This is a genomic window from Microbulbifer mixtoriginis (SeqCode), assembly GCF_052466715.1.
Map to the genome: position 1 here is coordinate 181,802 of NZ_CP174288.1, position 26,758 is coordinate 208,559.

Annotated in this window: 24 protein-coding genes; 13 read left to right on the forward strand and 11 right to left on the reverse strand. The window is 54.5% G+C overall.

All coding sequences use genetic code 11. The features are described 5' to 3' along the window. Positions 1-42: 42 nt before the first annotated feature. Positions 43-429: a glycine cleavage system protein GcvH gene (gene gcvH / locus ACJJH9_RS01075; RefSeq protein WP_252083585.1), complete on the forward strand. Its 387-nt coding sequence runs from the start codon at positions 43-45 to the stop codon at positions 427-429. Positions 430-496: 67 nt separating this feature from the next. Here the strand turns inward: gcvH and ptsP are convergent, their stop codons facing one another. Beyond that, positions 497-2,761 (reverse strand): phosphoenolpyruvate--protein phosphotransferase, encoded by a 2,265-nt coding sequence (gene ptsP, locus ACJJH9_RS01080; RefSeq protein WP_444882988.1) that lies wholly within the window; start codon positions 2,759-2,761, stop codon positions 497-499. An 88-nt stretch (positions 2,762-2,849) separates the two neighbouring features. Then, complete coding sequence (locus tag ACJJH9_RS01085; protein WP_252086035.1) at positions 2,850-3,356, reverse strand: RNA pyrophosphohydrolase; 507 nt, start codon at positions 3,354-3,356, stop codon at positions 2,850-2,852. Between the two features lie 339 nt (positions 3,357-3,695). On the opposite strand from ACJJH9_RS01085, the gene ACJJH9_RS01090 reads away from it, so the two are divergent. Together ACJJH9_RS01090 and ACJJH9_RS01095 are read left to right on the forward strand one after the other, a co-directional pair. Beyond that, positions 3,696-4,361 carry a histidinol-phosphatase gene (locus ACJJH9_RS01090; RefSeq protein WP_444882987.1) on the forward strand — a complete coding sequence of 222 codons (666 nt, stop codon included), beginning with the start codon at positions 3,696-3,698 and terminating at the stop codon, positions 4,359-4,361. A gap of 58 nt (positions 4,362-4,419) precedes the next feature. Continuing rightward, positions 4,420-5,601, forward strand: coding sequence for an imelysin family protein (locus ACJJH9_RS01095; RefSeq protein ID WP_444923997.1), 1,182 nt, complete (start codon positions 4,420-4,422; stop codon positions 5,599-5,601). A 54-nt stretch (positions 5,602-5,655) separates the two neighbouring features. Here the strand turns inward: ACJJH9_RS01095 and mepK are convergent, their stop codons facing one another. The 5 genes from mepK to ACJJH9_RS01120 all read right to left on the reverse strand — a co-directional run bounded on the left by mepK (position 5,656) and on the right by ACJJH9_RS01120 (position 12,358). Continuing rightward, on the reverse strand, positions 5,656-6,189 hold the full coding sequence (gene mepK / locus ACJJH9_RS01100; RefSeq protein WP_252083581.1) for a peptidoglycan L,D-endopeptidase MepK: 534 nt from the start codon (positions 6,187-6,189) through the stop codon (positions 5,656-5,658). Between the two features lie 319 nt (positions 6,190-6,508). Further along, on the reverse strand, positions 6,509-7,669 hold the full coding sequence (locus ACJJH9_RS01105) for a L,D-transpeptidase family protein (RefSeq protein WP_444923998.1): 1,161 nt from the start codon (positions 7,667-7,669) through the stop codon (positions 6,509-6,511). A 27-nt stretch (positions 7,670-7,696) separates the two neighbouring features. Beyond that, positions 7,697-8,935 carry a L,D-transpeptidase family protein gene (locus ACJJH9_RS01110; RefSeq protein WP_444923999.1) on the reverse strand — a complete coding sequence of 413 codons (1,239 nt, stop codon included), beginning with the start codon at positions 8,933-8,935 and terminating at the stop codon, positions 7,697-7,699. Positions 8,936-9,118: 183 nt separating this feature from the next. After that, positions 9,119-11,074, reverse strand: coding sequence for a L,D-transpeptidase family protein (locus ACJJH9_RS01115; RefSeq protein WP_444924000.1), 1,956 nt, complete (start codon positions 11,072-11,074; stop codon positions 9,119-9,121). Between the two features lie 447 nt (positions 11,075-11,521). Further along, a complete protein-coding gene (locus ACJJH9_RS01120) occupies positions 11,522-12,358 on the reverse strand; it encodes an NRDE family protein (RefSeq protein WP_444924001.1) in 837 nt (278 codons plus the stop codon). A gap of 95 nt (positions 12,359-12,453) precedes the next feature. Here ACJJH9_RS01120 and lgt point away from each other — a divergent pair, with 95 nt between their 5' ends. The 10 genes from lgt (at position 12,454) to ACJJH9_RS01170 (ending at position 21,025) form a co-directional block, all read left to right on the forward strand. Then, entirely contained in the window at positions 12,454-13,302 is an 849-nt protein-coding gene (gene lgt / locus ACJJH9_RS01125; protein ID WP_444924002.1) for a prolipoprotein diacylglyceryl transferase, read from the forward strand. Positions 13,303-13,308: 6 nt separating this feature from the next. After that, on the forward strand, positions 13,309-14,142 hold the full coding sequence (locus ACJJH9_RS01130) for a thymidylate synthase (protein WP_444924003.1): 834 nt from the start codon (positions 13,309-13,311) through the stop codon (positions 14,140-14,142). A gap of 14 nt (positions 14,143-14,156) precedes the next feature. Further along, on the forward strand, positions 14,157-14,666 hold the full coding sequence (locus ACJJH9_RS01135) for a dihydrofolate reductase (RefSeq protein ID WP_444924004.1): 510 nt from the start codon (positions 14,157-14,159) through the stop codon (positions 14,664-14,666). A 287-nt stretch (positions 14,667-14,953) separates the two neighbouring features. After that, positions 14,954-15,736, forward strand: a complete 783-nt coding sequence (locus ACJJH9_RS01140) for a DUF3450 domain-containing protein (protein ID WP_252083573.1) — start codon at positions 14,954-14,956, stop codon at positions 15,734-15,736. Next, entirely contained in the window at positions 15,733-17,103 is a 1,371-nt protein-coding gene (locus ACJJH9_RS01145) for a MotA/TolQ/ExbB proton channel family protein (RefSeq protein WP_252083572.1), read from the forward strand. The genes ACJJH9_RS01140 and ACJJH9_RS01145 overlap by 4 nt, the downstream gene beginning before the upstream one ends. Before the next feature lie 14 nt (positions 17,104-17,117). Then, entirely contained in the window at positions 17,118-17,645 is a 528-nt protein-coding gene (locus ACJJH9_RS01150) for a MotA/TolQ/ExbB proton channel family protein (protein WP_152455321.1), read from the forward strand. A gap of 115 nt (positions 17,646-17,760) precedes the next feature. Further along, on the forward strand, positions 17,761-18,162 hold the full coding sequence (locus ACJJH9_RS01155; protein ID WP_252083571.1) for an ExbD/TolR family protein: 402 nt from the start codon (positions 17,761-17,763) through the stop codon (positions 18,160-18,162). Positions 18,163-18,167: 5 nt separating this feature from the next. After that, positions 18,168-18,785 (forward strand): energy transducer TonB, encoded by a 618-nt coding sequence (locus ACJJH9_RS01160; protein ID WP_444924005.1) that lies wholly within the window; start codon positions 18,168-18,170, stop codon positions 18,783-18,785. Positions 18,786-18,797: 12 nt separating this feature from the next. Beyond that, complete coding sequence (locus ACJJH9_RS01165; RefSeq protein ID WP_444924006.1) at positions 18,798-20,150, forward strand: tetratricopeptide repeat protein; 1,353 nt, start codon at positions 18,798-18,800, stop codon at positions 20,148-20,150. Positions 20,151-20,374: 224 nt separating this feature from the next. Beyond that, on the forward strand, positions 20,375-21,025 hold the full coding sequence (locus tag ACJJH9_RS01170) for an energy transducer TonB (RefSeq protein WP_444924007.1): 651 nt from the start codon (positions 20,375-20,377) through the stop codon (positions 21,023-21,025). 44 nt (positions 21,026-21,069) lie between these two features. Here the strand turns inward: ACJJH9_RS01170 and ilvD are convergent, their stop codons facing one another. The 4 genes from ilvD to ACJJH9_RS01190 all read right to left on the reverse strand — a co-directional run bounded on the left by ilvD (position 21,070) and on the right by ACJJH9_RS01190 (position 26,456). After that, entirely contained in the window at positions 21,070-22,905 is a 1,836-nt protein-coding gene (gene ilvD / locus ACJJH9_RS01175) for a dihydroxy-acid dehydratase (protein WP_444924008.1), read from the reverse strand. 126 nt (positions 22,906-23,031) lie between these two features. After that, positions 23,032-24,354, reverse strand: coding sequence for an amino-acid N-acetyltransferase (argA, locus tag ACJJH9_RS01180; RefSeq protein WP_444924009.1), 1,323 nt, complete (start codon positions 24,352-24,354; stop codon positions 23,032-23,034). A gap of 82 nt (positions 24,355-24,436) precedes the next feature. Next, positions 24,437-25,600 (reverse strand): acetylornithine deacetylase, encoded by a 1,164-nt coding sequence (gene argE, locus ACJJH9_RS01185; protein WP_444924010.1) that lies wholly within the window; start codon positions 25,598-25,600, stop codon positions 24,437-24,439. Then, positions 25,578-26,456, reverse strand: coding sequence for a carboxylate/amino acid/amine transporter (locus ACJJH9_RS01190; RefSeq protein ID WP_444924011.1), 879 nt, complete (start codon positions 26,454-26,456; stop codon positions 25,578-25,580). Before ACJJH9_RS01190 ends, argE begins: the two co-directional genes overlap by 23 nt. Between the last annotated feature and the right edge of the window lie 302 nt (positions 26,457-26,758).

Consider the following 26,758-nt stretch of genomic DNA (forward strand, 5'->3'; position numbering starts at 1 on the left):
ATTCAGACAATATATACAGATGCTTAATCAAGGGATCACAGCATGAGCGAAATCCGCAATGAATTAAAATACCTCTCCAGCCACGAGTGGGCGCGATTGGAAGAGGATGGCACAGTTACTATCGGCATCAGTGACCATGCCCAGGACGCTCTGGGTGATGTGGTATATGTTGAAACCCCCGAAGTGGGCAGCACTCTGGCTGCCGGCGACGAGGCCGGTGTAGTTGAGTCTGTTAAGGCCGCTAGTGATATCTACTCTCCGGTATCCGGTGAGGTCGTAGAGGTGAATGAAACTCTGGAAGAGTCCCCGGAGACCGTGAACTCCTCTCCTTACGATGACGGTTGGTTTTTCCGTATCAAGCCCAGCGATGTGAAAGAGCTGGACAATATGCTGGATGCCGATACCTATCGCTCGGAGTCTGAGGACTAATTCCTCACGCTCACTGAGTGTAAAAACCGCTGCTATTGGCAGCGGTTTTTTTGTTTATAGATGGTGTTTATTCGGTACTTGCCGGGTGAAGGATGCCTTTCAGACCTATTTTATGTAGGAATGCGCCGACGGTGTGCTCGATTTCCTCAGCACAATCCATTTGGATCACTTGTTGCAGCAGTAACTTGGTATCTGCTTGGCGTACCGCGCGCAGAGTTGCCTTTACTCGCGGTAGATTGGTGGCGTTCATCGACAGCATGTCGTAGCCCATGGCCACCAACAATAGGGCACCCCCGGGTTCTCCTGCTAATTCTCCGCAGATGCCGACTCTGGTGCCTTCCGCGTGCGCGGTGCTGACAATCTCTTGCAGAGCACGCAACACTGCGGGGTGTAGGGCGTGGTAAATATTGGCAACGCGACTGTTATTGCGATCCACAGCCAGTAAGTACTGAGTCAGATCATTGCTGCCCACTGAGATGAAATCGGCGCGCTCAGCTAATTCGCGAATCTGATAGATCGCCGAGGGCACCTCCACCATGACCCCGAGCGGCGGCATCTCAATTTCATAATCTTCTTCCAGAAGTTCCCGGTAGGCTCGTTCGATCAGTTTGCGTGCGGCTTCGAGTTCATTGAGCCCACTGATCATGGGCAGCATGATACGCAGGTTGTTGAGCCCTTGGCTGGCCTTCATCATGGCGCGCACCTGCGCCAGGAAAATTTCCGGGTGGTCGAGGGTAACGCGAATGCCGCGCCACCCCAGGAATGGGTTGGTTTCTTCAATGGGAAAGTAGGCCAGTGCTTTGTCGCCGCCTACATCGAGGGTGCGCATGGTTACCGGCATGGGGGCAAAGGCTTCGAGTTGTTCCCGGTAGATTTCCCGCTGTTCCTCCTCGGAGGGAAAGCGGTCGCGCAGAAGGAAGGGGACCTCGGTGCGGAACAGGCCGACACCCTCGGCACCGCGCTCTAGGGAGCGAGTGACATCAGCCATCAGGCCGGTGTTGACCAGCAAGTGAACCCGGTGTCCATCGGCAGTTTCAGCAGGTAGTTCTGCCAGGTGATCCAGACTGTGGGCGAGCTGTTGCTCTTCGGCGACGATCTCGTCGTAACGGCGTTTGAGCTCTACGCCAGGATGAATGTGCAGGTCGCCACGGTAGCCATCCACCACCATATCCACATCGTCGATAGTTTCGTAGGGCAGGTCTTGCACGCCCATAATCGCCGGCAGCCCCATAGCGCGGGCAATGATGGCCATATGGCTGTTGGAGGAGCCTTTTACGGAAACAGCACCGATCAGCTTCTCCCGCGGCACTTCGGCCAGCACCGCGGCAGTGAGCTCTTCCCCAACCAGAATGGTGTTGTCTGGATAATCGCGCTCGCTCTGCTGTTGCTGGTGTAAGTGGGTGAGGACACGGGCTCCCAGGTCTCGCACGTCGGCGGCGCGGTCGCGGAAATAGGAATCGGACATGGCCTCAAAACGGCGCACGTGTTCGAGCATGACTTCGGCCCAGGCCCTGGGGGCGCTCAGCTGTTGTTGGATACGATCGCAAACCTCTACGGCGAGTGAGTCGTCGTCGAGCATACTGATATAGGCATCGAAAAGTGCGCGCTCTTCGCGGTTGAGTTCGTCTTTGAGGCGCTCTCCCACTTCGCGAATCTCCTCTCTGGCGGAGGTGAGCGCTTGCCGGAACAAAATCAATTCCTCTTCGATGTCCAGGCACAGGGAGTAGGGCACGGTGGCCAAGTTGGCCCTGGGGGTGACGATATGGGCACGACCTATGGCGACACCTGGCGAGGCGGGAATACCGGAGAAGTGGGTTTCCTGGCGCTGCCGGCGGATGGTAGCCAACATGCCAGTGGCTTCGGCGTGGGCAATCACCCCGGCAAGCTGGGCAGAGAGGGTGACGAGAAAAGCTTCTTCACCTTCATCGAAGCGTCGCTGCTCTTCCTGCTGGACAACTAGGACACCGAGCACTGCGCGGTGGTGGATTATCGGTGTGCCCAGGAAAGCGCTAAATCGCTCCTCACCGGTCGAGGGAAAATACTGGTAGGCGGGATGTGCCTCGGCCTTTTCTAGATTGATGGGCTCTTCGCGGGTGACCACATTACCAACCAGGCCCTCATCGGGTGCTAATTGCACCTGGCCCACGGCACTTGGTAGCAGGCCATCGGTGGCCATCAGGACATAGTTGCCGGTTTCTTTGTCGCGAAGGTAAACAGAGCAGACACGGGTGTGCATCACTTCGCGCACTCGCCGCACAATGATTTCAAGCACCGCCGGCAGGTCCCTGGCGGAGTTAACTTCCTGAACGATACTGCGCAAAGATCCGAGCAATGGCCTTTCCTCGCCAGTCAACGGAGAATGAATTAGGCCCAGGAGAGCCTGGGCTTGGTGGTGCTGGAGCGCAGCTAACGCTGCGGAGTTACTCGCCCCGCTCGCGCAACCAGCGCCTTTCCAGCTGAATTTGTTGTGGGGCCAGTTCGGCCAGCGCGCGCCGATAAACCTCGCGCTTGAAGGTCACCACTTTACTGAGTGGGTGCCAGTAGCTCACCCAGCGCCAGTGGTCAAATTCGGGCTTATAGCCGTTGTCGAAGCTGATGCAAGACTCTTCGGCTTCTAACTTCAGTAAGAACCACTTTTGTTTCTGGCCAATGCACAGGGGTTCAGAGCGCCGGCGGATCAGGCGCTGTGGCAGGCGATAGCGCAGCCAGCCGCGGGTGCAGGTGATAAGACTGACCTGATCGCGTGTAAGCCCTACTTCTTCGTATAGCTCCCTATATAGTGCCTGTTCGGGAGTTTCGCCCGGATTTATACCGCCCTGGGGAAATTGCCAGGCGTCCTTGCCACCTACCCGCCGAGCCCACAGTGCCTGACCGCGGGCATTCAGCACAATGATACCGACATTGGGGCGAAAGCCCTCTGAGTCTATATTGCTGCTGTTGTCGCCACCCTGTCCCCGGTTGCGATTGTTGCTACTGGGGTTGTCGCTGCGATTTGACTGCTTGGCAGGCTTACGGCGGTTTCTTCGCCCGGCAGGTGCCGGTTTGCCGTCGCCCAAAATACCGTCCTCAATACTTTTGTGTGCGGCCGTGCGCTGCACTTACTTGTCCCGCATTGTTCCACAGAGGTGGGTTTACAGCAATTCAGTGACGCAGTCCGTGTGATAGGGGCGAGTGCGCGGTAAAATCGACCGCCACTCTAGTGGTGGTTGCTTTACCCTGGCGGTGAAATAGCCTTTGCGAATCTATAGTTTACGGGGGAGTTGGCGATGCACTTGGCAATTTTTGATCTCGACAACACGCTGATCGGCGGAGACAGCGATCACGCCTGGGGTGAGTTTCTGGTGGAGCGCGAGCATGTGGATAGCGAACGCTATCGTTTGAGCAACGATCGCTTCTATCAGGACTACCAGCGGGGTGAGTTGGATATTTTTGCCTACCTGGAGTTTGCCTTGGAGCCGCTGTCACAAATTTCTCGGGGCCAACTGGAGAATCTGCAAAGTGAATTTATGCAGGAGGTGATCAGCGAGCTGTGGCTACCGGCAGCGCAAGAGCTAATCGGTGAACATCGTCGCAAGGGACACCACATCATGATTATTACCGCCACTAACCGCTTTGTGGTGGAGCCGATTGCCGCCCGCCTGGGGGTGGATACCCTGTTGGCGACTGAGCCTGAAGAGCACGAGGGCCACTTCACCGGCCGTGTCGTGGGAGAACCCTGCTATCAGGCTGGCAAGGTGTTGCGCCTGCGCCAATGGCTGGCGCAAAACCCTGAATACGCGGGTAGGGAGAAATGGTTCTACAGCGATTCCATCAACGATTTGCCTCTGCTCACGGAAGTGGAGCATCCGGTGGCGGTCGACCCAGATGCCCAACTGCGAGCAGAGGCGCAAGTGCGTGGATGGCCAATTATCAGCTTGCGCGATCAGGGCTAAATGGCGATTTTGGCCAAGAGAAAAGTGCGACCTTGGAAAACATGAAAAGAGGAAGTGAGTGAACGGATATTGCCTTCGGTCTCTGGCCACAGCCCTATTGCTGGGAGTACTGGTTATCGTAGTTGGCTGCGAACAGCGAACCTCTCAGCCTTTAAAGGAACAGAAGCGTGCCCCAGAGGCCCAACAGGTTGATGAAAAGGTAGCCTCGGATCTCTCGCTGGCAATCTGGCAGGCGGGACAGGCTCAGGTATTGCACGCTCATGCCTCCGTGGAAACGTTGCGGAGAGCTGTCGATGCCTTGCTTGCCCAGCCCGATGAGGAGCAATTGGAGGAGGCCAGGCTCGCCTGGCTGGATGCGCACCGCGAGTTCGCAGCAACTTTGCCCTATATCCAACTGGCTTTTTCGCCCTCGGACCTGCGCAGTCAAGGGCGCAAGCTCTTATTGGCACTCGATAGCTGGCCCGCCCAGCCCGGTTATCTGGATACTGTGCCGGGTTATTCCGATAGCGGCATCGTCAACGACACCGCTATCGAACTGACTTTGACAAACCTGCGCAAACAACATCGCCTCACTGCACACGAAGAGGCGAGCACCGGCTTTCACGCACTTGAGGTGATGCTCTGGGGCCCCACAAGTGAGCGCATGGCGGAAGACTTTGTGGCAGTCAGCGAAGGGGAGAGGCCGGAGGCTCTGGCGGCCAATCGTCGCCGTGAACTAACCAGTCTGATTGCCAAGGGGATTGAAGAAGATATGGCCGGGTTGGCACGTCGCTGGCCCACTTCGGCCAATAACCTATCCCGAGAATACCTAGCCCTAGGACCGATAGCGCGACTGCAGCAGATTCGCGCGGCACATACCCAGGTGATTGATGAGCAGCTTTTGCGCCGTCTCCCCGAGGGCTCGGAGAGTGATGTAGAAAGTGGCCGCGCGGCAGACTCGAAGCAGGCGCTACTGGCAATTATGGCGACCTTGCAGTCTAACTGGATCCCCTCCGGAGGTGGTGGTCTGGCCGAGGTGCTTCTTGACCGCCATCAGGTCAATGCTTTGCAGGAGGCCTTTTCAGATTTTGAGGCCCTATTGTTAAAGATGGAGGATCCATTCGAGTTGGCAGAGCTTGGGCAGCTGGCCAAAGCGCGCAAGTTGCTGGAGCGGATGGCAGGTTTGATGACCGGTACCACAGAGGTGCCAGTATCAGAGAAGGATGTGATGCCAGTGTCTTTACCGGCCGTTGAGGGCTAAAGGAAATAAAAAACCCCGGCAATAGCCGGGGTTTTTTGTGAGATGTCTATAAGCTTACCAGCGACGTACAGGGCCTGTGTCCACGTGCACGAAGTTACTCTTCGGATAGTAGCCGACACCACCTGCCTTTAGGTTCAGCGCCGCCTGCCTCAGTTTTGACAGGGGTACACCGGGCATGCGGATATCTAAGGCCATACCGCGGGTATGGTAGCTGCGCTTGGCCACGCCCCGACCCGCAGCGCGTAACTTCGCATTGGTCTTGGGCGAACGGTACCCGGAGATAATCTCGATGGTACCGGTGTAATTGAACTTTTCCTTCAGCTTATACACGATATCAAATAGTTTCGGGTCCATGCGGGTCACTTCGTTAGCTCGGTGGTCCCGCAGCAGCTTATTGAACTGTTTCAAACCACCGTTGCTGTAGTTTCCGTTGCTCCAGTAGGCGGCCTCCAGCTTCTCCCCTGTGTGCAGGTTGCGCATCTTCAGGGTGCGGGAGCTACCTACTTTCGCGAAAGTCGGTCCGGCGCTGACCGCCGCCGCAGTTGCGCAGGTCACTGCCAGGAATCGACGTCTGGATGGATTCTTCATAATTCCGCCTCGTCGTTAAATCTCTTCGGGGTGCCCTTGATTGAGCACATCCGGGTACGGCGGAAAATGTACAAAAAATAACCATTTGTTACAAATTGTGACCTGCTAATTAGGAAATATTTGAAGGCTTTCGTTGGTAAATTTTTTTACGGATGCTACTCCCTTTGCGTTCTCGTAGCTGCTGGCGGGGGAATTAGCATTAGAAACAGGAGACAGCGTTGTCATTCAGTGGGCAAGCTTAAAAAATCATTTTTTTTGCGACTATTTAGTTTTTTTCCTAAAGCAGGGGCACTTTTTGGGGGGCGCCTGGGGCATTGTCCTATTTATCCCTGTGATAAATATCCCGGCGGAATTGAGGGCGCCCTTCGGCGTCTATCCAAGCTGTCATATAAACGATAAAGAGTTTAGGGGCGGGTTTGATGGCTACTTTTAGAGGTTCGTCCCCGGTTGCAGCCTCGGCGATGCGGGTCCTGTCCCACCCCTGGGTTTCTAGCAGGTTATAGGCCAATTCCTCGGGTTGATGCAGGCGCACACAGCCGTGACTAAAAGCTCTATGGTGCTCTGTGAACAGGCTTTGCGCCTGGGTGTCGTGTAGGAATATGGCCTGCTTATTGGGAATAACGAACTTCACTTTACCTAGGGTGTTATCTGGCCCGCTGACCTGGCGCATGGTGGCGTGGCCACCTGCGGCCCTCTCCAAGCTCTCATCGGTGATCGGGGAAGTTTTGCCACCGCGATACTGGATGACCCGATAACCGCGGCGGTGCATGGCTGCAGGGTTGTGCCGTGCTTTGGGGAGTAACTCTGTGATGAGGATACTGCGCGGCACTGTCCAGGTGGGGTTGAATACCACACTGGTAATGCGGGTGTGTAAATTGGGTGTGCGGCTGCTGTTCTTGCCCACCACGGTTTTCATATCCAGCTTGATACGTCCATCTTCCACCAATTGCAGGCGGTAGTTGGGCACATTTACCAGCACATAGCGCCCTTCTTTCTGAGAGGGAAGCTTGTCCCAGCGCTGTGCATTTCTAACCATCTGTTCTGCTCTCTCGATGGGGGAAACCGACAGGGCCGTGAGGGTTTCTCCCTCGGCAACACCACTTGGCACCAAGCCGTGGCGGCGCTGGAAGCGCTCAAGTGCCGACTGCAATGCGCTGTCGAAGCGCATAGGGTCCTTCTGTGGAGAAGATATCGGGCCGGGTTGTCCACGATAATCGCCGTATAGTTCGAGCAGTTTGCGCAATTGCAGCACCCGCTCGTTCTTATCCCCGGCTTGCAGGGGGCCACCCTGGGGGATAGGGCGCCAATGTTTGGCTAGGTTTCTGTAATGCAGGGCTTCGCTGCGCAGCTGGTCTCCCATAAGGGCAATATCCCGAGCTGCAGCACCCTTGGAAGACTGGCCACCGCTTATTGAGGCGGCCGAGGCAATGGCCACTGTCAGGAGAGCAGCTAACCCTAGATGGCGGGGATACCAAGCCATAGTGAACTCCCACCAGATTGATGATACTCAGCCACGATTGGCTCCTTTTCCGGCTTTGTCCCGTTGATAGATATCCGGGCGGAACTGCAGTTGGCCGTTTTCATCCACCCAGGCAGTCCAGTAGGCGATGTATACCGGTAAAGGGTTTTTCAGCGCTACGCCATGGGTACGACCGCTCATCAGCGCTCGCTCAATGCGGGCGTTGTTCCAGCGATTTTGTTGGGCGAGCATCATGCGAGCAAATTTCAGGGGTTTTTCCAGGCGTATGCAGCCGTGGCTGAAAGCGCGCTGAGATTTCTTGAACAGGTGCTTGCTGTTGGTATCGTGCAGGTAAATGGCGTGACGGTTGGGTATCACAAATTTGACTCGTCCCAGCGCATTTCCCGGCCCTCCTTTTTGCTGCAGGGTTACCTGGCCCCGGCGCACAGCGGCGACATTTCCACGGGTGAAAGGTACCGCCCGGCCGCGATGGTTGATTAAGCGGTAGCCCTTGGCACTCAGCGCCGAGCTGCCCTTTGGCAGAAGCTCCCGTAAGGCGATATTGGGGGGGACTCGCCAAACTGGATTGAATTCCAGGCGTGTCATGCGCGTGGTCAACTGTGGGGTCTTGTGCTTGGGCTTGCCCACCACCACTTTCATACGGAATTGCTCGCGCTCGTCGTCGATCAAGCGCAAGTTGAACTCGGGAACATTAACGACGATATAACGGGGCCCTAAATCCTTTGGGAGGTTTTCCCAGCGTTTAATATTGGCTGCCAGAATCCGAACCAGCTTATCCGGGTTAGTGTTGAGGCGACTGCGGGTGCGCTCATCCACCAGGGCATCCCCTTTTAGGCCGTGGCGGCGCTGGAATCGGCGCACAGCCTCTTGGAGGGGCTTGTCGTAGACGTCACCTGTAAGTGTTTCTTTGGAGCCTTTGCTGGGAAAATCCCTGGGGCGGAAATCGCCGTATAGCATTAACAAGCTGCGCAACTGAGCTACTCTCGGTCCCCGGCTTCCCGGAGTGATTGGCTGTCCGCCATCCAGCGGTTGCCAATGATCCCCCTCGGCCAGTGCCTGGTAGCGAGCCAGCTCCTCACTGAGGAGAGTGAACTGTCTGCCATAGGGGGAAAAGGGATCTCTCCCTGGCACAGGCAGATCAAGGTCTGCCCCTGCGCTTGCCAAGGACGGGGAGCTATCAACCCCCAGCACAAGGGCCAATATAAAAGCCATGGTGCCACTGTGGATTGATTTGCTCTGCAAGGAGGAGAGATAGCCAGCACCCATAAGTCACCCCAGTAAGCGAAATCGGATCAGAGAGACTGATCACCCTGCTCACATTGGTAACTTGTGACTCTTGAGCCCTAAATAATTTTGAGGAATGGATCGGGGCTGTGCGCCGAGGAAAAAGACTATGGGGGGTTATTATTGGAGGCTAAGGGACGGCCCCGAAGGCCGCCCCATACTTGCTCAAAATTGATTGTCGCTCAAACCATCCTTGCGGTAGATATCGGGGCGAAAATTCAGCCGGCCCTTTCCGTCCACCCAGGCAGTCCAGTAGGTGATATAGACCTTAACCAAGCGGACTAAGTCGACCTCGGTGGTCTTCTCTCCGACAGTGAGCTGGTCGATGCGCCACTGGTCCCAGTCACCCTGAGGGCGAAGAAGGGCCTCAGCCAGGTGGCGGGGTTTTTCCAGGCGGATACAGCCGTGGCTGTAATCCCGGTCTGTGAGAGAGAAGAGAGTGCGGGCGCGAGTATCGTGCAGGTAAATATCGTGCTTGTTGGGAATTTCGAATTTCACACGCCCCAAAATATTTTCCTCTCCACCCATCTGGCGCATAAGGAAAGACCCAGCACCGGCGGCTGACAAGTTACTAGCGGTCAGCGGCAGGTGTTCCCCTCTGCCATTGACGACTCGATAACCCATATTCTCCATGCCCGCAGGGTTCTTGCGTGCCTTGGGCAGAATTTCATTCACCAGGATACTGCGTGGCACTGTCCAGGTGGGGTTGAATACCACCTTGCTGACCCGGGTGGTGATCTCGGGAGTAGCGTGTTTCTTCTTGCCCACGACCACATTCATGGCCAGTTTTACCCGGTTGTTCTCCACATACTGGAGACGGTACGCGGGTATATTCACCTGGATAAAGCGATCCCCAAGGCTGGCAGGAAGCTCTTCCCTGCGCAGGATATTCATCTCAACAATTTTTGCTCGCGCTGAGGGGGATAAGTTGAGTCGCTTGCGTGTGCCGCGGCCCACAATTCCGTCTGGCTTAAGGCCGTGGCGCTTCTGGAAGCGTAGTAGCGCTTCATGCAGGCCCCGGTCAAAGCGGTTGGGGTCTCCTCCGCCATAGCTATAGCGGCTCTGATAGTCCCCATAGAGGGTGAGCAATTCTCTCAGGTGGGCCACATGGGGGTGGCGAGCACCCATCGTCATTACCGGCCCCGGAGGTATCGGGCGCCAGCGGCCACTGTCGGAGATTCTGCGCAGGCGTTCCAGCTCGTTTCGCAGGGCATAGACGTCGCTACCGTAAGGCGTGTTTTCTTCGAAATAGGGCCCCTCACTGTTTTCTGAGCGAGCTGCCCCGGTTCTTTCCTGGGGATGACTATTGCGGCCCTGATTGTAGTAAACCCTGCTGCCGCCCCTGGTCGCTCCAGAGGAACCACTGTCACTGGAGGTGTTGTAGCGCGTGCGATAGCGGCGAGTGTCGGAAGGCCTTGAAGAGCTGCGTTGGTTGTCAGTGTTGTAGTCGCGGGAGTAGTAGCGACTGCGTGGTTTACTGCCGATCATGCGCGCCCGATCATAGCCGCGAAAGTACTTGCGTCCGCTGGGCTCGTTGGATGCCTGCTGTGGGGCATTGCCGAAGGCTACCATGCGAAATCCTTGGTGCTCCCGCAGAACCGGTGTAATTCCTCGGCGCGGACGGCTTTTGGGGGTGATTCTGTCGAGCTGGGTATCCTGTGCGTAAGAGACGAAGGCGTCTGTCAGCAGAATATCCAGTACAGCGGCCATTTGCAGGCGCTGGGGAGTGTCCCGCAAGGTGCGGTCGAAGTACCCCAGGTGGTAACGATAATCCACCATGCTGCTTGGGTTGCCAGAGCTGGCAGCTGTTAGCTGCTTGAGGAGATCATTGGCGCTGTCACTCAGGTTGTAATTATCAAACCACAGCAGACGATAATTAGTACGCTGGTAAATCCTGCGCACTGCCGCCGGGTTGAAAATGGGATCTTGGGCCGGCCATGCGTCTGGGTTTTCCTCCAGCCAATGCACCAAATGTGGGCGTACTGCACTTTCCGGCAATACTGGCACCGTTTTCTGGTTAGCGGAAAAGGCGTAATAGAGGATGGAGACACAGAGACTGCCTAGCACCAGCAGGGGCAGTAGTGATTTGCGTTTGCGCTGCTCTGGGTTGAAGTAAGACATGGTACCTCAGCGATACTGCAGGGGCCCGGTGTTGTCTTGTGGATAATGCCGGACGCCAGATCGTTCATACCTTCCGAACCTGTGGCGAGCCCATCCAGAGACTGTTAGGTGTCTAGCGTTGACTCGCACTTGTCATGCGTCCCGCGCGACTTCCTCTAATGTAAGACCACAATTGGCGTCACGCTTGCGCGAAACTCAACCAATCCCAGCCTGTGAAACTAAGTATGGCAATAAATGCGGAATTTGCTTGGCGTTTCTTTCCTCTGAGAATATGAGGCTTGGTAATCTGTGATGAAGGCACGCAAATCTTAGCCCTTACCGCGATATGGTTCTGTTATTGACAGAAATTTGTCTGCTATGGCTTCGGGGCTTGGGCGATTAGATACGGCCAATTTTTTTAATAAGCCCTAAAAACCCTACAGATTTCAGGGGCTTGGGACAAAGGATTCAGGGGATGGAAAAGTGGCGAATTGGCCCATATGGATTGCCCTGGGAAAAGCTCTGTTCCCATAACTGGGTCTGGCCATCCTGGTGAACTGCGATGAGGGTGCTGGCACGTGTGCCATAGCCTAGCTGAGTGTCGCTTAAATCTTGCCCGCCTGGCAGTTGATTCTTTCTATGGGATATTTGCACAAATATTGGCGACAGGGCGCGCTCCATTGACAAACTCACGCCGGTATCTGGCAGCTCCGCATCTGCAGCAGAGGCCCTGTCCTGCAGAAGGTTGAGGGCCGGTTCAATAAAGTTCTCCCGGCCAATGGCGCCTTCAATTTGCCGTGTAATTTGTGCCAGCCCCGCCTTGCCCTTTTCCACCTTGGGCCAGGGAGCATCGGGTGCGCCATTGGAGATACCGTGTACTCCGGCAGAGAAAGCGAAGGGCTTATGCCTATTGCCCGCGCAGTAGAGGGGGGGAGCTTTATCCAGTGCGAATAGCAGCGCATTAAAGCCCCGATAGCGCTGTCCTTCGAGTTCCCCTGCGAACTGTTCGGGGGAATCATCGCCGGTTAGGAATTTATAAGGAATTTCCCCGCGAGATAGGACATTTTCGGGCTCTGCCCTTCCGGGCTCGCGGATATTGGTCACTGCGGCCACCCGCCGCGCAGAGATCCCTGCCCAGGTTCCGCCAGCCTGCAGGTCGCGCCCAGCGACTATTTGCTCCCCCTTTTGCCCACTCTTCCAGGGTTCGGCGGGGGCACTCTCCCTGGCATAAAATTCATCCCTATTGGCGATAAGTAGCAGCGGGTAGTCGGGATGGCAACGGTAGGCAAACAACAGTAGACACATAGTGTTTTCCTGAAGGTGGGCTTTTAGCGCGCCTCTTTCGCTGGGGGGCGCTTTGCGACCATAATACGCTCTTCGCCAACAATCTCGATTCCCCCATGCTGACTTATCCAGAAATCAATCCGGTGGCCATTGCTATAGGCCCTCTAAAAGTACATTGGTACGGGCTGATGTACCTGTTCGGTTTCGTTGCTGCCTGGTGGTTGGCAATGCGGCGTAGCACTCGGCCCTGGTCTCCAGTTATTAAATCGGAAGTGGAGGACTTGATTCTCTACTGCGCTATCGGTGTGGTGGTCGGTGGGCGCCTCGGCTACATGTTCTTCTACAACTTGCCGCAGTTGATGGAGAATCCGCTCTCTCTGTTCAAAGTCTGGGAAGGGGGCATGAGTTTCCATGGTGGTCTGGTTGGCGTAATGTTAGCCACCGTCATTTATGCCCGAAAAATTGGCTCAACTTTCCCCGCGCTGATTGATTTTGTCGCCCCACTGGTACCTATCGGCCTGGGACTGGGGCGTCTGGGTAACTTTATCGGTCAGGAACTCTGGGGCCGCCCAACAGAGGGGCCCTGGGGAATGGTCTTTCCCAAGGACCCGGAACTGTTGGCCAGGCATCCGTCGCAGTTATACCAGGCCTTCCTGGAAGGGCTAGTGCTTTTCGCGGTGCTCTGGTGGTTCTCCAGCAAGCCGCGCCCGCGCCTCGCCGTTGGTGGTATGTTTGTGTTGCTCTACGGTATTTTCCGTTTCCTGGTGGAATTTGTCAGGGAGCCAGATGGTCATATCGGCTTCGACTTGTTCGGCTGGATGACTCGCGGCCAGCTTTTGAGTCTGCCGATGATTATTGCCGGTATCGCTCTATTGGTTTGGAGCTATCGTACCCAGCCGCTGCCCGAAGGGCGAGGCAAGGGTGGAAATAAAGAAAACCGTTCTCAAGTAAATGGCGGAGCCTAGTTAGAAATGAAGCAGTACCTCGATCTAATGCGCCATGTGCGCGAAAACGGCACAGTAAAAGGGGATCGTACCGGCACCGGCACCCTGAGCGTATTTGGCCACCAGATGCGCTTTAACTTGGCAGAGGGTTTCCCCTTAATCACTACAAAGAAGTGTCATTTGCGCTCCATCATTCACGAGCTGCTGTGGTTTTTGCAGGGAGACACCAACATTCGCTACCTGCAGGAAAACAAGGTGCGAATCTGGGATGAATGGGCTACCGAAGATGGGGATTTGGGGCCAGTTTACGGCCACCAGTGGCGCTCTTGGCCCACGCCTGGTGGTCGTAAAATTGACCAGGTGGAAGAGCTGGTACAGCAGTTGAAAACCCGTCCAGATTCCCGCCGTCTGATAATCAGTGCCTGGAATCCGGCGGACCTGCCCGATGAGGGCGTCTCCCCGGCGGAAAATGCCCGTGAAGGGCGCATGGCGCTCGCCCCTTGCCACGCCTTGTTCCAGTTTTATGTGGCGGATGGCAAGTTATCCTGCCAGTTGTACCAGCGCAGTGCGGATATCTTCCTTGGTGTGCCTTTCAATATTGCCTCCTACAGCTTGCTAACGTTGATGCTGGCCCAAGTGTGTAACCTTGAGCCAGGTGAGTTTATTCATACTTTTGGCGATGCCCACCTCTACTCCAATCATCTGGAGCAGGTTGATCTGCAGCTGCAACGGGAACCACACCCCCTACCGACAATGCACCTCAATCCGGATGTCAAAGACCTGTTCGCCTTCCGTTTCGAGGATTTCGATCTGCAGGATTACCAGGCGTATCCACATATTCCGGCTCCAGTTGCGGTTTGAATAGGAGAGACACTGTGGATACCCCGATTGCCTTAATCGCGGCTGTGGCCCGTAACGGTGCCATTGGCAGAGATAACGAGTTGCCCTGGCGTCTTTCTGGCGACCTGCAGTTCTTCAAGCGCACTACTATGGGCAAGCCTGTGGTGATGGGACGTAAGACCTTTGAGTCGATTGGCCGCCCGCTACCTGGACGTGTCAATATCGTGATTACCCGCAACCCTGATTGGCAGGCCGACGGTGTTGAGGTGGCAAGCACCTTGGAAGCCGCACTGGAACTTGGCGATAAGCACGCACAGGAAGCAGGGGCCAGCGAGCTGATGGTGATCGGCGGGGCACAGATTTATCGCCTCAGTATGCCCTATGCCGCGCGGCTCTATGTTACCGAAGTAGATGCTGAAGTGGCGGGAGATGCATTTTTCCCTGAAGTTAATGACTCATGGGTCGAAGTTGCACGAGAGTGTTACCCTGCTTGCGACAAGAATGAGTATAACTACGCATTAGTTCAGTACGACAGATTTAAATAAAAACAATTTGATTAAAAGTTGATCAATCTGTTAAATTCTGCGACAGCCAACACAGGGAATAGCGCCGTCAATGTGTGCAAGCGACCCGGTCTTGTTACCCGGTTGTTACTTTGCTACCCACGCGGGCCGATGCTGGCAATCGGCATTTGAATAATCAAATCGGCTGTTTACAATGTGCGGCTCTTAGCTGTCTTCTAACCAATGTTTTTAAAACAAAAGGACACCGCGTTGTGGCAGCTATCTCATCGCGACCATGTTGTGAAATATTGAACCCACTGGGGGGTCTAATGAAAACCAAGCGATTCATGGCTGTGGCGCTGACCACTGCGCTGTCTGCCGGCGCGCTCTACGGCAGCGTAGCCACTGCGGATACTCTCGATAACGTACTCGCCGTCGGCCAGCAGAAAACCACTGCGGCCCAGGCATCGCAAAAACGCATCGACAAGATTGCCGAAGAAACCAGCAGCCTGCTGCAGGACTTCAAGGTGGTCAATAAAGAAATCGATGGTCTGCGAGTGTACAACCGTCAGCTGGAAAAGCAGCTGGCCAACCAGCTCGAAGTGATCAATGAGCTGGACGAGTCCATTGCCAACGTTACTGTAATCGAACGTCAGATCCAGCCGCTGATTTTGCGTATGCTGGACGGCCTGGAGCAGTTCATCGAACTGGACGCACCGTTCAAGCTGGACGAGCGTATGGCCAACCTCGAAGGCGTTAAGAACAATATGGATCGTTCCGATATTACTGTTGCGGAGAAATTCCGCCAGGTACTGGAGCTGTACAATTTCGAAGCGGAATACGCGCGTAAGATCGACACTTACGGCGATACCCTGAACGTAAATGGCCAAGAGCGCCAGGTGAACGTGCTGCAGATCGGCCGTATCGCCCTGCTGGCTCAGACCACCGACTCCTCGATCTCCCTCGCCTATGACAAAGGCCAGAAAGCCTGGGTTGAGATCGATGCTGGCGAATACCGCCGCGCCCTCATGAACGGCCTTAAGATCGCCAAGAAGCAGGCCACTATCGATATCATGACTATGCCGATCGCGGCTCCGGAGGCAGCGCAATGAAATCCTCTATCGCCAAACGCGTACTAGTTGCAGCAGCGGCTGGCCTGATCAGCTTCTCTGCTGTCGCCCAGGAAAAAGCAGCTTCTCTCGATGACCTGCTGAAAATGGTTCAACAATCCAAGGTTGCTGAATCCAAAGAGCACAAGCAGCGTGAAGCTGAGTTCCGTCGCCAAAAGGCCAATCAGCAATCTTTGCTGAAAAAGGCTAAAGACACTCGCACTGCGGAAGAAAAGCGCTCTGCTGAACTGGAAAAGAAATACCAGGAGCAGGAAGTTGCTGTAGATCAGAAACGCCAGCAATTGGACGAGCGCCTGGGCTCTCTGAAAGAGCTGTTCGGCCATATGTCTTCCACTGCGGCAGATCTACGCTCGAACATTGGTTCCTCCCTGGTTTCCGCCCAATATCCCAACCGTACCGAATTTATCGACGGTCTGCTGGCCAAGATGAACAGTGCTACCAAGCTGCCGACAATCGAGGAAATCGAGCGTCTGTGGTTTGAAGTTCAACGTGAAACCCTGGAATCCGGCAAAGTAGTTAAGTTCAACGCTACCGTGATCAAGCCCAACGGTGAGCAAGCTCAACAGGAAGTTGTCCGTGTTGGTAACTTCAACCTGGTTTCCAACGGTAAATACCTGGAAATGAACGACGCCTACCAGCTGGCCGAGCTGATTCGCCAGCCAGATGCCAGCTTCCAGAAGATGGCGGAAGGCTTACAGGCCTCCACCGCTGGCTTCAGTGCTTTCGGTGTTGACCCGACTGGTCCTACCGGCGGCTCCTACCTGAAAGCCATGATCAACAGCCCCGATATCGTTGAGCGTTGGCACCAGGGTGACATCGTTGGTTACATCATTACTGCTGTTGGTGTATTCGCAATGCTGCTGGCTATCTTCCGCCTGATCGTACTGACTGGCGTGAGTGCCAAGGTAAATGCTCAGCTGCGTTCTTCTACCCCGAACACCAATAACCCGCTGGGCCGTGTACTGGCTGTTGCGGAAGAGAACAAAGGTGTCGACGGTGAGACTCTCGAGCTGAAGATGGAAGAGGCGGTCCTGAAAGAGCGTCCGGCCATCGAGTCCGGTCTCAACCTGCTGAAGATTATTGCCATGGTAGCTCCGCTGCTGGGTCTGTTGGGTACCGTTACCGGTATGATCGTAACCTTCCAGGCAATTACCATCTTTGGTGCTGGTGATCCTAAAGCAATGGCTGGTGGTATTTCTTCTGCCTTGATCACCACCGTTCTCGGTCTGTGTGTGGCTATCCCCACTGTACTGATGCACACCATTGTTAATGCTCGTGCCAAGCGCGTTCTGCATATTCTTGAAGAACAGAGCGCTGGTATCGTGGCGGAAAACGCCGAGCGTAAATAAGAGGAGGCGGCAACATGCACGCATTAATCGACGCATGGGCCGCCGTCAACGCCTTTATGGCGTCGGGCGGGCCAGTACTGTTCCTGATCGCCGGCCTGACCTTCTTTATGTGGACGCTGATTTTTGAACGTGTTTTCTACTTTAACAAAGCGTTAAAGAGTGACGTTCAGGGTGCGGTAGACCAGTGGGAAGAGCGCAGTGAGCGCAAATCCTGGGCCTCCCACCAGATCCGCTACGCGATGATCTCCCGGGTTTCCGAGAAGATTCAGGACAATATGGACATGATCCAGGCCTGTGTTGCCCTAGCGCCCCTGTTCGGGCTGCTGGGCACGGTTTGGGGCATGATCAACGTGTTCGATGTTCTCGCAATTACCGGTGGCGGTGACGCTAAGCAGATGGCCAGTGGTGTATCCATGGCAACTATCCCGACGATGGCGGGTATGGTTGCGGCCCTCTCCGGTGTGTTCGCCAACACCTACCTCGCCCGTAAGGCCGAGCGTGAGACCCAATTGTTGGAAGATCATCTGACCATGGATCACTAAGCACACATCAGCGAATAGGCCAGCTTATTTGCTGTGAAGGTTTAGCCAAGCCAGAAATTTTCGCCAGGGGCGCTCCCTGAGGGCCCCGACGAGAAAGTTCGCTAAGAGAGTTGCTATGAGCAAAAGACAAAATACGGCAGAAGAAGAAGCCGGCGCTATTGACCTCACGCCCATGCTGGACGTGGTGTTCATCATGCTGATCTTCTTTATCGTCACTGCGACCTTTATTAAGGAACCGGGTGCTGATGTTGTTAAGCCGGAAGCGACAACCGCAGAACTCAAAGCCACCTCTATTCTGGTAGCGATTAACGATAGTGATGAGATCTGGATTGCCAAAGAGAAAGTTGATGAGCGCCAGGTAAGAATTGTCCTGGAGCGCCTCTACTCGGAAAACCCGAAAGGGTGGTTGGTGATTCAGCCCGATAAGGAAGCGAGTATTGAAAAGATCGCCCTGATTGCGGAAGCAGCCAGGAAGATTGGTATCAAGAAAGTTTCGGTCGCGACAGAAAAGAGTTAACAGCTATGAATCCGGTAAGACTTCTTGGGGCAGGTACGCTGGCAGTAGCCACAACCTTTGGCCTCATCTTCACCATGCATCAGCTGATTCAGGCAAATATGGGCGCTCCAGAGGAAAAGGAGCAGTTCAAAGTTGCCGATGTGGTGATGCCTGAGCAGAAGATCGAAACACAATACGACACGACCAAACCGGTGAAACCGGAAGACCCCGAAACTCCGCCACCGGAAATGCCTGAGCCGGAGTTTGAGGAGCCGGACATTGATGGCGGTATCAGTATCTCTGCGCCCAAGGCGTCTGGCGGTGTTAAGCTGTCTGGGTTTAGCTTTGGTGAGGGTGATTACTTGCCCATCGTTAAGGTTCAGCCCCAGTATCCGCGCCGCGCCCTTCAGCGTGGCTTAGAAGGTTATGTAATCGTTGAGTATACGGTGACCACTAATGGTTCTGTGCGCGATCCGATTGTGATCGAAGCCTTTACCCTGAATGGCAAGCCTACCTCTGTTTTTAATAGAGCCGCGCTCAAGTCCGCCCTGAAGTATAAATACAAGCCGCGGGTAGTGGATGGCAAGCCGATCGAAGTTCCGAATGTGCGGACTAAGATCAGCTTTAATATGGCTAAGGACTAAGGAGGAAGCACTATGAAGTTGACAAGCATTAGCAGAAGTTTGTCCAAGCTCGCGCTGCGCACCTCAGTAGCATTACCCCTGGTTTTCGCACCAGCTCTCAGTGTTACCGTGCTCGAAGCTGTGGGTGTTTCCGCACCTTTTGCCTCAGCCCAGGCCCAGGAGCAAAAAAAGCCCAGCAACCAGAAGAGCCGTAAAGTACCAGCCATGCGCGAAGTAGCGTATAAAAAGTTGGAGAAAGCTCAGGAGGCTGCTGATGCAGAAGATTGGGCGGGTGCTTTGGTTGCGCTTCAAGAAATGGATGCGAGTAAGAAACGGTACAACGGCTATGAAATAGCGCAGATGTACAATTTCTTCGGTGTGGTTTATTACAGTACCGAACGCTATAAAGAGGCCATTCCCTACTTTAAGAAAGTGCTAAATCAGGGTGAAAAAAACCTGCCGGTCGCTCTTGAGGTGGGAACACTGTTTACCCTCGCCCAGCTTTACTTTGTTACCGAGGACTACAAGCAGGCGATTAACTACCTGAATAAGTGGTTTAAGGTCTCTGATCGTATTACGGCTGAGTCTTATGCATTGCGTGCCCAGGCCTACAACCAGGTTGGGAATCAAAACAAGGCACTTGCGGATATCAATATTTCGGTATCTATGTATGAGAAAGAAGGCAAGGTACCTAAAGAAGGATGGTACGGCCTGCAGCAATATATCTATTTCGAACGCAACGATTACAAGAAAGTTGCTGGCGTGCTGGAAAATTTGGTGCAGTACTATCCAAAGCCTGTGTACTTCAAGACTCTGGCTGCCATGTACGGCGAACTGAAGCGTGAAAAAGATCAGCTGCATATGATGGAAGCCGCTTATCTGGCAGGTGCGCTGGAGAAGGATCGGGACTTGTTGAATATGGGTTATCTCTTTATGGGGCACGAAATGCCTTATAAAGGTGCCAAGGTGATTGCCAAAGGTATCCAAGAAAAGAAGATCCCTCGTACAGCCAAGAACCTGGAAACGCTTGCTCAGGCGTATCAGATGGCTCAGGAGCTACAAAAAGCGATTCCCCAGCTGGAAGCTGCGGCTCAATTGTCTGATAAGGGTGAAATCTACTCGCGCCTGGCCGGGATCTACCTGGACCTGGACCAGAATGAGAAGGCCGTTTCCATGGGCAAAAAAGCTCTGGCAAAGGGCAAGATCAAGCGTGTAGACACTCTACATATTGTGTTAGGTATGGCCAATGCCAACCTGAAGCGCTATGACGCGGCAATAAAAAGTCTTAGAGAAGCCTCGAAAGATGAGCGCTCTGAGAAGTTTGCCAAGCAGTGGATGGAATTTGTCAAGGGTGAGCAGGAGAGGGAAAAGCAATTAGCAATTTAATCGCTTAGTTACTTTTCAATCCCAGAAAAGCCGTACAGAGATGTGCGGCTTTTTTTATGCCCCTGTTTCCTCTTTCTGTAATATTAAATGTTGCTATAACCTGTATTTACGAACTATTTGCATTTTTTCGTGAATTGGCTAATGATTAAAGTCAGCTGATCAGCTTTTTCCATTTCGGCATTCAGATGCCTTTTACGCACCCTAATAACAATAGGAGAGGTGTTATGGATAGAGCTTGCACGCCATTTTCCAGCCCCGATTTTTTCCCTACTCACCTGCTTGCCGGTTATGTTAAAGGCTTGGCCTACGCAGCCTTGATTACTCTCGGTTTGATTTTTGCAATGAGCCAGTTGATCTCCACAAATTTTGTGGAACCGGTGGCTAAGCCGTTACCGACGATTCAACCTATAGATATGACCGACAAGAAAGTGGTTACCCAGAAAGAGTATCAGGCTCCGCCGAGCCCTCAGGATATTCCGCCACCGCTTGAGCGTACTGAGACGATTAGAAAAGTGGAGACTATAAATACCATCCCAACGATTACTCCTCCGGTTACTGAAACTGGTAATAATCCAGCTATCGTATCGAGAGAGCCTGTGCCTGTTTATAAGGCTACACCGCGTTACCCGAGCACGGCTATGCGCAGAGGTATAGAAGGTTATGTAGTAGTGGAGTTTACGATAACCAAAACCGGTGCGGTGCGCGATGTGCGTGTTGTTGCTGGCTATGACAGCGCCGGCAATCCAACCAATGTATTTAATCGTTCGGCACAGGCTGCGGCAGAGCGGTTTAAATATCAGCCACAAGTGGAAGATGGCCACACCGTCGAGCGGTATGGTGTTCGCAATCGGATCACCTATAAACTTGCACAATAAAAAAACGGCCCGTTTGGGCCGTTTTATAATTTCTGTATATCTGCTTAATCAATTTCCCTTACCGCACCGCGATCGGCGCTGGTGGCGAGTAATGCATAGGCTTTTAGGGCCTTGCTGACTTTGCGGGGGCGCTCTTTTTGGGGTTTCCAGCCCTGCTGGCCGAGACTCTCCATTTCCTGGCGGCGATTCTCAAGCTCCTCTTCACTGAGGGCAATCTCAATTTTGCGCGCTGGTATATCGATTCGGATTGGATCGCCATCCTGTACCAGAGCGATATTCCCTCCAGATGCAGCCTCTGGAGAAACGTGGCCGATAGAGAGGCCAGAGGTGCCCCCGGAAAAACGACCATCGGTAATCAGGGCACAGTGTTCCCCAAGTCCCTTGGATTTTAGGTAGCTGGTGGGGTACAGCATTTCCTGCATACCGGGCCCGCCTTTAGGGCCCTCATAGCGAACAATTATCGCCTGGCCTTTCTGTACTTTACCTTCGAGAATATGGGCAACCGCCTCCTCCTGGCTCTCGACAACATGGGCCGGTCCCTCAAATTGCCACAGTATCTCGTCCACACCGGAGGTTTTTACTACACAGCCATTAGGGGCCAGGTTGCCGAATAAAACTGCCAGCCCGCCCTCAGCAGAATAAGCATGCTCGGCTGAGCGAATGCACCCTTGCTGACGATCGGCATCCAGAGTTGGCCAGCGGCAGGCCTGGCTAAATGCGGTCTGTGTGGGAATACCTGCGGGACCAGCCCGGTAGAAGTCATGCACCGATTGCTGGTCGGTGCGTGAGATATCCCATTGCCTAAGTGCATCCGCCAATGATCCTCCGTAGGCTGTGGGCAGGGAGGCATCAATTAACCCAGCAGATTCCAATTCGCCGAGAATCGCCATTACCCCACCGGCTCGGTGGACGTCCTCCACATGGTACTTCTCTGTGTTAGGTGCGACTTTGCACAGTTGCGGCACCTCGCGGGAGAGTCGATCGATATCCTGTAAGTTGAAGTCGATATCGCCCTCCTCGGCTGCGGCGAGTAGATGCAATATCGTGTTGGTCGAGCCGCCCATGGCGATATCGAGAGCCATGGCATTCATAAAGGCTGCGCGGTTGGCGATATTGCGAGGCAGGGCGCTCTCGTCATTTTCTTCGTAGTAACGCTTGGTCAGCGAGACGATTTCTCGTCCGGCGCGCAGGAACAATTCTTTGCGGTCAGCATGGGTGGCCAACAGGGTGCCGTTGCCTGGCAGTGAGAGGCCTAACGCCTCAGTCAGACAGTTCATGGAGTTGGCGGTGAACATGCCGGAGCAGGAACCGCAGGTTGGACAGGCAGAGCGCTCGTACTCCGCAACCTCTTCGTCAGAGGCTGTATCTGTGGCGGCGATCACCATGGCATCCACCAGATCGAGCTTGTGGTCGGCCAGTTTGGTCTTGCCAGCCTCCATTGGTCCGCCGGATACAAAAATAACCGGGATATTCAGGCGCAGGGCAGCCATCAGCATGCCCGGAGTGATCTTGTCACAGTTGGATATACATACCAGGGCATCAGCGCAGTGGGCGTTGACCATGTATTCCACCGAGTCGGCGATAATCTCACGGCTGGGCAGGCTGTAGAGCATGCCATCGTGGCCCATGGCGATACCATCGTCTACGGCGATGGTATTGAATTCCTTGGCGACACCGCCGGCTCGCTCGATCTCCCTTGCCACCAGCTGCCCCATATCTTTGAGGTGTACGTGCCCGGGTACAAACTGAGTGAATGAATTGGCGATGGCGATAATCGGCTTGTGGAAATCCGCATCGGTCATACCTGTGGCACGCCACAGGGCACGGGCGCCGGCCATATTGCGTCCGGCGGTGGAGGTACGGGAACGATATCTGGGCATGGTACAAGCATCCGGCTGTGTAAATTAGAGCGTCAGCTTAGCAAAAAAAGCCTATATCTGGGATGTTTTCGCGCAGTGTCGAGCCACTGCGCTGCTTACTAGGATAGGTATTGCGAGGGAAGAGAGTTAAGACGTACCGCCCTGGCCGAGCTGTTTGCGCAGAATGCGTGAATTGCGCTGGATGTTGTACAGGGATTTTCGTGAGGCAGGCAGATCACTCACCCCGACCTGATCAAACCCCTGTTCGATAAACCAGTGTTCGGTTTGGGTGGTGAGCACATAGAGCTCGCGGATATTGACCGCTCGGGCTTGGCGTTCGAGGTGGCGCATCAGCTTGGCGCCGCGCCCACCGCCACGAAAATCTGGGTGGCTTGCCACGCAGGCAATCTCAGCGGCAGAAGTATCGTCGCTGTCGTTTCCAATAGGGTAGAGAGCGGCACAGGCTACGGGTGTACCATCGACCTCCACCAGGGTGAAATGATCTATCTCGGCTTCGAGCTTTTCCCGTGAGCGTCTTACCAAAACGCCCTGCTTCTCCAGTGGTCGAATCAGGCCGAGAATCCCCCCCACATCGGTGATTCGCGCCCGGCGTACCACTTCATAACTATCCCGGTAGATCATGGTACCGGCGCCTTCACGGCGAAAAAGCTCCTGGATCAGAGAACCATTCTGGCAGTAACTGAGCAGGTGGACCCGGGCTATACCTGAATTGCAGGCCTGAATGGCACACTGCAGGGTTTTGCTCTGTATTCGGGTGGCGGATTGCTCGGCCTGCACAATACTGAGCTCGTTGATCGGATTACCATCAAGCATCAATTGCGCCGGCTCGCGGAACAGCACCAGTTTTTCGGCTCGCAGGACTCTAGCGGCCTCTGCGGCTAGGTCCAGGTAATTAATATTGAACAGTTCGCCGGTCAAAGAGGTCCCCAGGGGGGATAGTAACACCAGTGCGCCCTGGTCTAGTGCCTGTTCAATAGTGTTGACTTCCATACGCCTCACTGTGCCGGTCCAGCCCAGGTCGACACCATCCAGAACGCCGCATGGGCGTGCAGTAACCAGATTTCCAGAGATTACCTTCAGCGCTGAGCGCGCCATGGGGGAGTCGGGGAGCCCCTGGGAAAAGGCCGCTTCGATATCGAAGCGCAATCTGCCCACTGCGGCTTTTATCACTTCCAAGCTTTCCCGGTCGGTAACACGCTTGTTGCCGTGAAAACGGCCCTCAATGCCCCGCTCTTGCAGGGCGCGGTTGACTTGTGCACGGCAGCCATGCACCACTACCAGGCGGACTCCAAGGCTGGCGAGCAGCGCCAGATCGTGGACCAGGTTGCGAAAGTTGCTGTGTTCGAGCCCGTCGCCGGGAATGCCGACTACCAGAGTGCGACCGCGCAGGTCATTGATATAGGGCGCCGCATGGCGGAACCAATTGAGGGAGGCGTTCTCGTCGGTCACTAATACCTTTCCGTCTGTCGATGTATTTGCTTGTGTAAGGGGCGGATAAAAATTTAACTGAAGCCAGGCCGGCCTGAATGGTTTAGAGGCAGAAGCGTCCGATCAGATTGCGCAATATTTTTACCATCGGCTCTATACGATCGAGCTCCAGGTATTCATCCGGTTGGTGAGCCTGGTCTATATCACCGGCGCCAAGCACGATAGTGTCAATATTCATGCTCTTCAAGTAGGGGGCTTCAGTGCCGAAGGCGACACTCTGGGCGCTGTAACCGGTGAGCTTTTCTGCAACCTTGACCAACTCAGAATTAGGATCCTGTTCGAAGGGTTCGGTACCGGGAAACAGAGAAACCATATCGAAATGAATTCTACTGTTGTCGATACATGCCTGCAGCCTTGTATTTAACTCACGGCGCAATTCCTGCAGTGACATTCCGGGTAGTGGGCGTACGTCAAACTGTAACTCCGCATGGCCGCAAATTCGGTTGGGGTTGTCACCACCATGGAGACAGCCAAGGTTGAGGGTGGGTACGGGGACGACAAATCCGGGGTTATTGTACTTTTCCTGCCACTCCCCACGCAGACGTAATAACTCCCCAATAACCAAGTGCATGGCCTCCAGGGCATTGGCACCGAGGCTAGGATTGGAGGAGTGCCCCGATTGTCCTGTGATACGCACGGCCTCCATCATCACACCTTTGTGCATGCGAACCGGGCGCAAGCCAGTCGGCTCGCCAATTACCGCGTAGCGTCCTTGCGGGCGCCCTGCTTTGACCAATTCTCTGGCACCGGTCATTGAGGTCTCTTCATCGGCGGTGGCGAGAATGGTCAGGGGCTGGCGCAGAGGTTTATCGAGAAAGCTACGGGCAGCCTCAATGGCCAGGGGGAAAAAGCTTTTCATATCACTGGTGCCCAAGCCGTAGAGGCGATTGTCGCGCTCCTGCAGACTGAATGGGTCTGACTGCCAGCGCCCTTCATCGAATGGAACCGTGTCGGTGTGTCCGGAAAGGATCAGGCCGCCCTCTGCGCCCTCGCGTGCGCCCAGAGTGGCAATCAAGTTGGCTTTATTCGGGCTGCTTGGCAGGGGCATCAATTCCACAGCAAACCCTAGGGTTTCGAGCCAGTCCGCGAGTTTTTCCACCACTGGGCGGTTGCCCATATCCAACGCTGGATCGGTGGCACTGACACTGGGGCAGGCGATTAATTGCCGAAGTTGGGTCTTTAGCTCAGGTACTGCGATAGGCGCCATGGGAATTGTCCCCTATTTTGTTGCGTCGCTCGTTGAGGATAACCGCCAACGCGATCACGCATCCACCCAGAACCAGTCTGGGAATGTCCGCATCGCGATTCCAGATTAACAGGTTTACTAGTAGGCCGGCGGGCACCAGGGCATTGTTCATAGCTGCGAGCGTTGCTGCGGACACCTGCGTCGCGCCCTTATTCCAGAGGAAATAACCTAGGCCGGAGGCCACAAGGCCAAGCCACATTAGTATTCCCCAATGGGTTGTGGTTTGTGGGTATTTGGGCTCGCCCAAAATGGCCCATGCGCTTACCGTAATGATTGCCGCACCCAGGAAAAACCAGCCAAAAGTCTGCCTGGGGGGGAGTGATTGTTCCCGCTGCATAAATTGTTTGTAAGCAACCTGGCCAATGGCAAAGCACAGGTTGGCTCCCTGGACCACGGCAAAGCCTAACCAATAGTCGCCACTGGGGGAGTCCCAGCGGATAATGGCTGCCCCGCAGATTGCCAGCAGAGCGATGGCTAAATTCCACAGTGACAGGCGTCGCTCAATCAGATCATAGAGCAGTGCAATGTACAATGGGGTGAATATGGTGAACAGCAGCACCTCGGGCACACTCAATAGCAGGAATGACTGATAGTAGAAAAGATACATGGCTCCCAGCTGCACGGCGCCAATGGCCATTAGGATAATGGCGCTGCGGGCTCTGCAGCGTCGCCACTGCAGCAGGGGCAGAAATACCAGAGCAGCCAATAAAACCCGGGTCATTGCCGAGAAATAGCTATCGACCTGGCCGGCCAGGTAAACACCGATCAGGCTGAAAGAAAAGGCCCAGAGCAGGGTGACGAAGATTAGTAGTGGCATTTTCAAACTACTTAGCTAAATCGATATTTAAACGAAGTTTGGATAATGCATTATTTTTACATGATATTTGTCACAGTTGGTAACTGTGAGGGGTTATCAACCCGAGGTTAGCTGTCCTGAAAAATTACGGAGAATAAGCCGGAAGTTTCACGGTTCTTGAAATGTGGTGTGAATAGACCCATGGATGCTCTTAATGAGCATCCATGTCATCTTACCCCTTAAATCTGTGTAAATGATGATGTCTAATAGAGGGACAGGTGCGCACTGAGTATGGAGATAGTTTCTCTATAGAAATGGGCTCA

Bases quoted from the DNA above. Each gene is read 5' to 3' on its own strand.
- ACJJH9_RS01145 (WP_252083572.1), top strand. From the start codon at position 15,733: ATGAAATCCTCTATCGCCAAACGCGTACTAGTTGCAGCAGCGGCTGGC.
- mepK (WP_252083581.1), bottom strand. From the start codon at position 6,189: ATGAAGAATCCATCCAGACGTCGATTCCTGGCAGTGACCTGCGCAACT.
- ACJJH9_RS01140 (WP_252083573.1), top strand. From the start codon at position 14,954: ATGAAAACCAAGCGATTCATGGCTGTGGCGCTGACCACTGCGCTGTCT.
- ACJJH9_RS01115 (WP_444924000.1), bottom strand. From the start codon at position 11,074: ATGTCTTACTTCAACCCAGAGCAGCGCAAACGCAAATCACTACTGCCC.
- ACJJH9_RS01155 (WP_252083571.1), top strand. From the start codon at position 17,761: ATGAGCAAAAGACAAAATACGGCAGAAGAAGAAGCCGGCGCTATTGAC.
- ACJJH9_RS01150 (WP_152455321.1), top strand. From the start codon at position 17,118: ATGCACGCATTAATCGACGCATGGGCCGCCGTCAACGCCTTTATGGCG.
- ACJJH9_RS01120 (WP_444924001.1), bottom strand. From the start codon at position 12,358: ATGTGTCTACTGTTGTTTGCCTACCGTTGCCATCCCGACTACCCGCTG.
- ACJJH9_RS01130 (WP_444924003.1), top strand. From the start codon at position 13,309: ATGAAGCAGTACCTCGATCTAATGCGCCATGTGCGCGAAAACGGCACA.
- ACJJH9_RS01190 (WP_444924011.1), bottom strand. From the start codon at position 26,456: ATGCCACTACTAATCTTCGTCACCCTGCTCTGGGCCTTTTCTTTCAGC.
- ilvD (WP_444924008.1), bottom strand. From the start codon at position 22,905: ATGCCCAGATATCGTTCCCGTACCTCCACCGCCGGACGCAATATGGCC.
- gcvH (WP_252083585.1), top strand. From the start codon at position 43: ATGAGCGAAATCCGCAATGAATTAAAATACCTCTCCAGCCACGAGTGG.
- ACJJH9_RS01170 (WP_444924007.1), top strand. From the start codon at position 20,375: ATGGATAGAGCTTGCACGCCATTTTCCAGCCCCGATTTTTTCCCTACT.
- ACJJH9_RS01105 (WP_444923998.1), bottom strand. From the start codon at position 7,669: ATGGCTTGGTATCCCCGCCATCTAGGGTTAGCTGCTCTCCTGACAGTG.
- argE (WP_444924010.1), bottom strand. From the start codon at position 25,600: ATGGCGCCTATCGCAGTACCTGAGCTAAAGACCCAACTTCGGCAATTA.
- ACJJH9_RS01110 (WP_444923999.1), bottom strand. From the start codon at position 8,935: ATGGGTGCTGGCTATCTCTCCTCCTTGCAGAGCAAATCAATCCACAGT.
- lgt (WP_444924002.1), top strand. From the start codon at position 12,454: ATGCTGACTTATCCAGAAATCAATCCGGTGGCCATTGCTATAGGCCCT.
- ACJJH9_RS01160 (WP_444924005.1), top strand. From the start codon at position 18,168: ATGAATCCGGTAAGACTTCTTGGGGCAGGTACGCTGGCAGTAGCCACA.
- ACJJH9_RS01165 (WP_444924006.1), top strand. From the start codon at position 18,798: ATGAAGTTGACAAGCATTAGCAGAAGTTTGTCCAAGCTCGCGCTGCGC.
- ACJJH9_RS01090 (WP_444882987.1), top strand. From the start codon at position 3,696: ATGCACTTGGCAATTTTTGATCTCGACAACACGCTGATCGGCGGAGAC.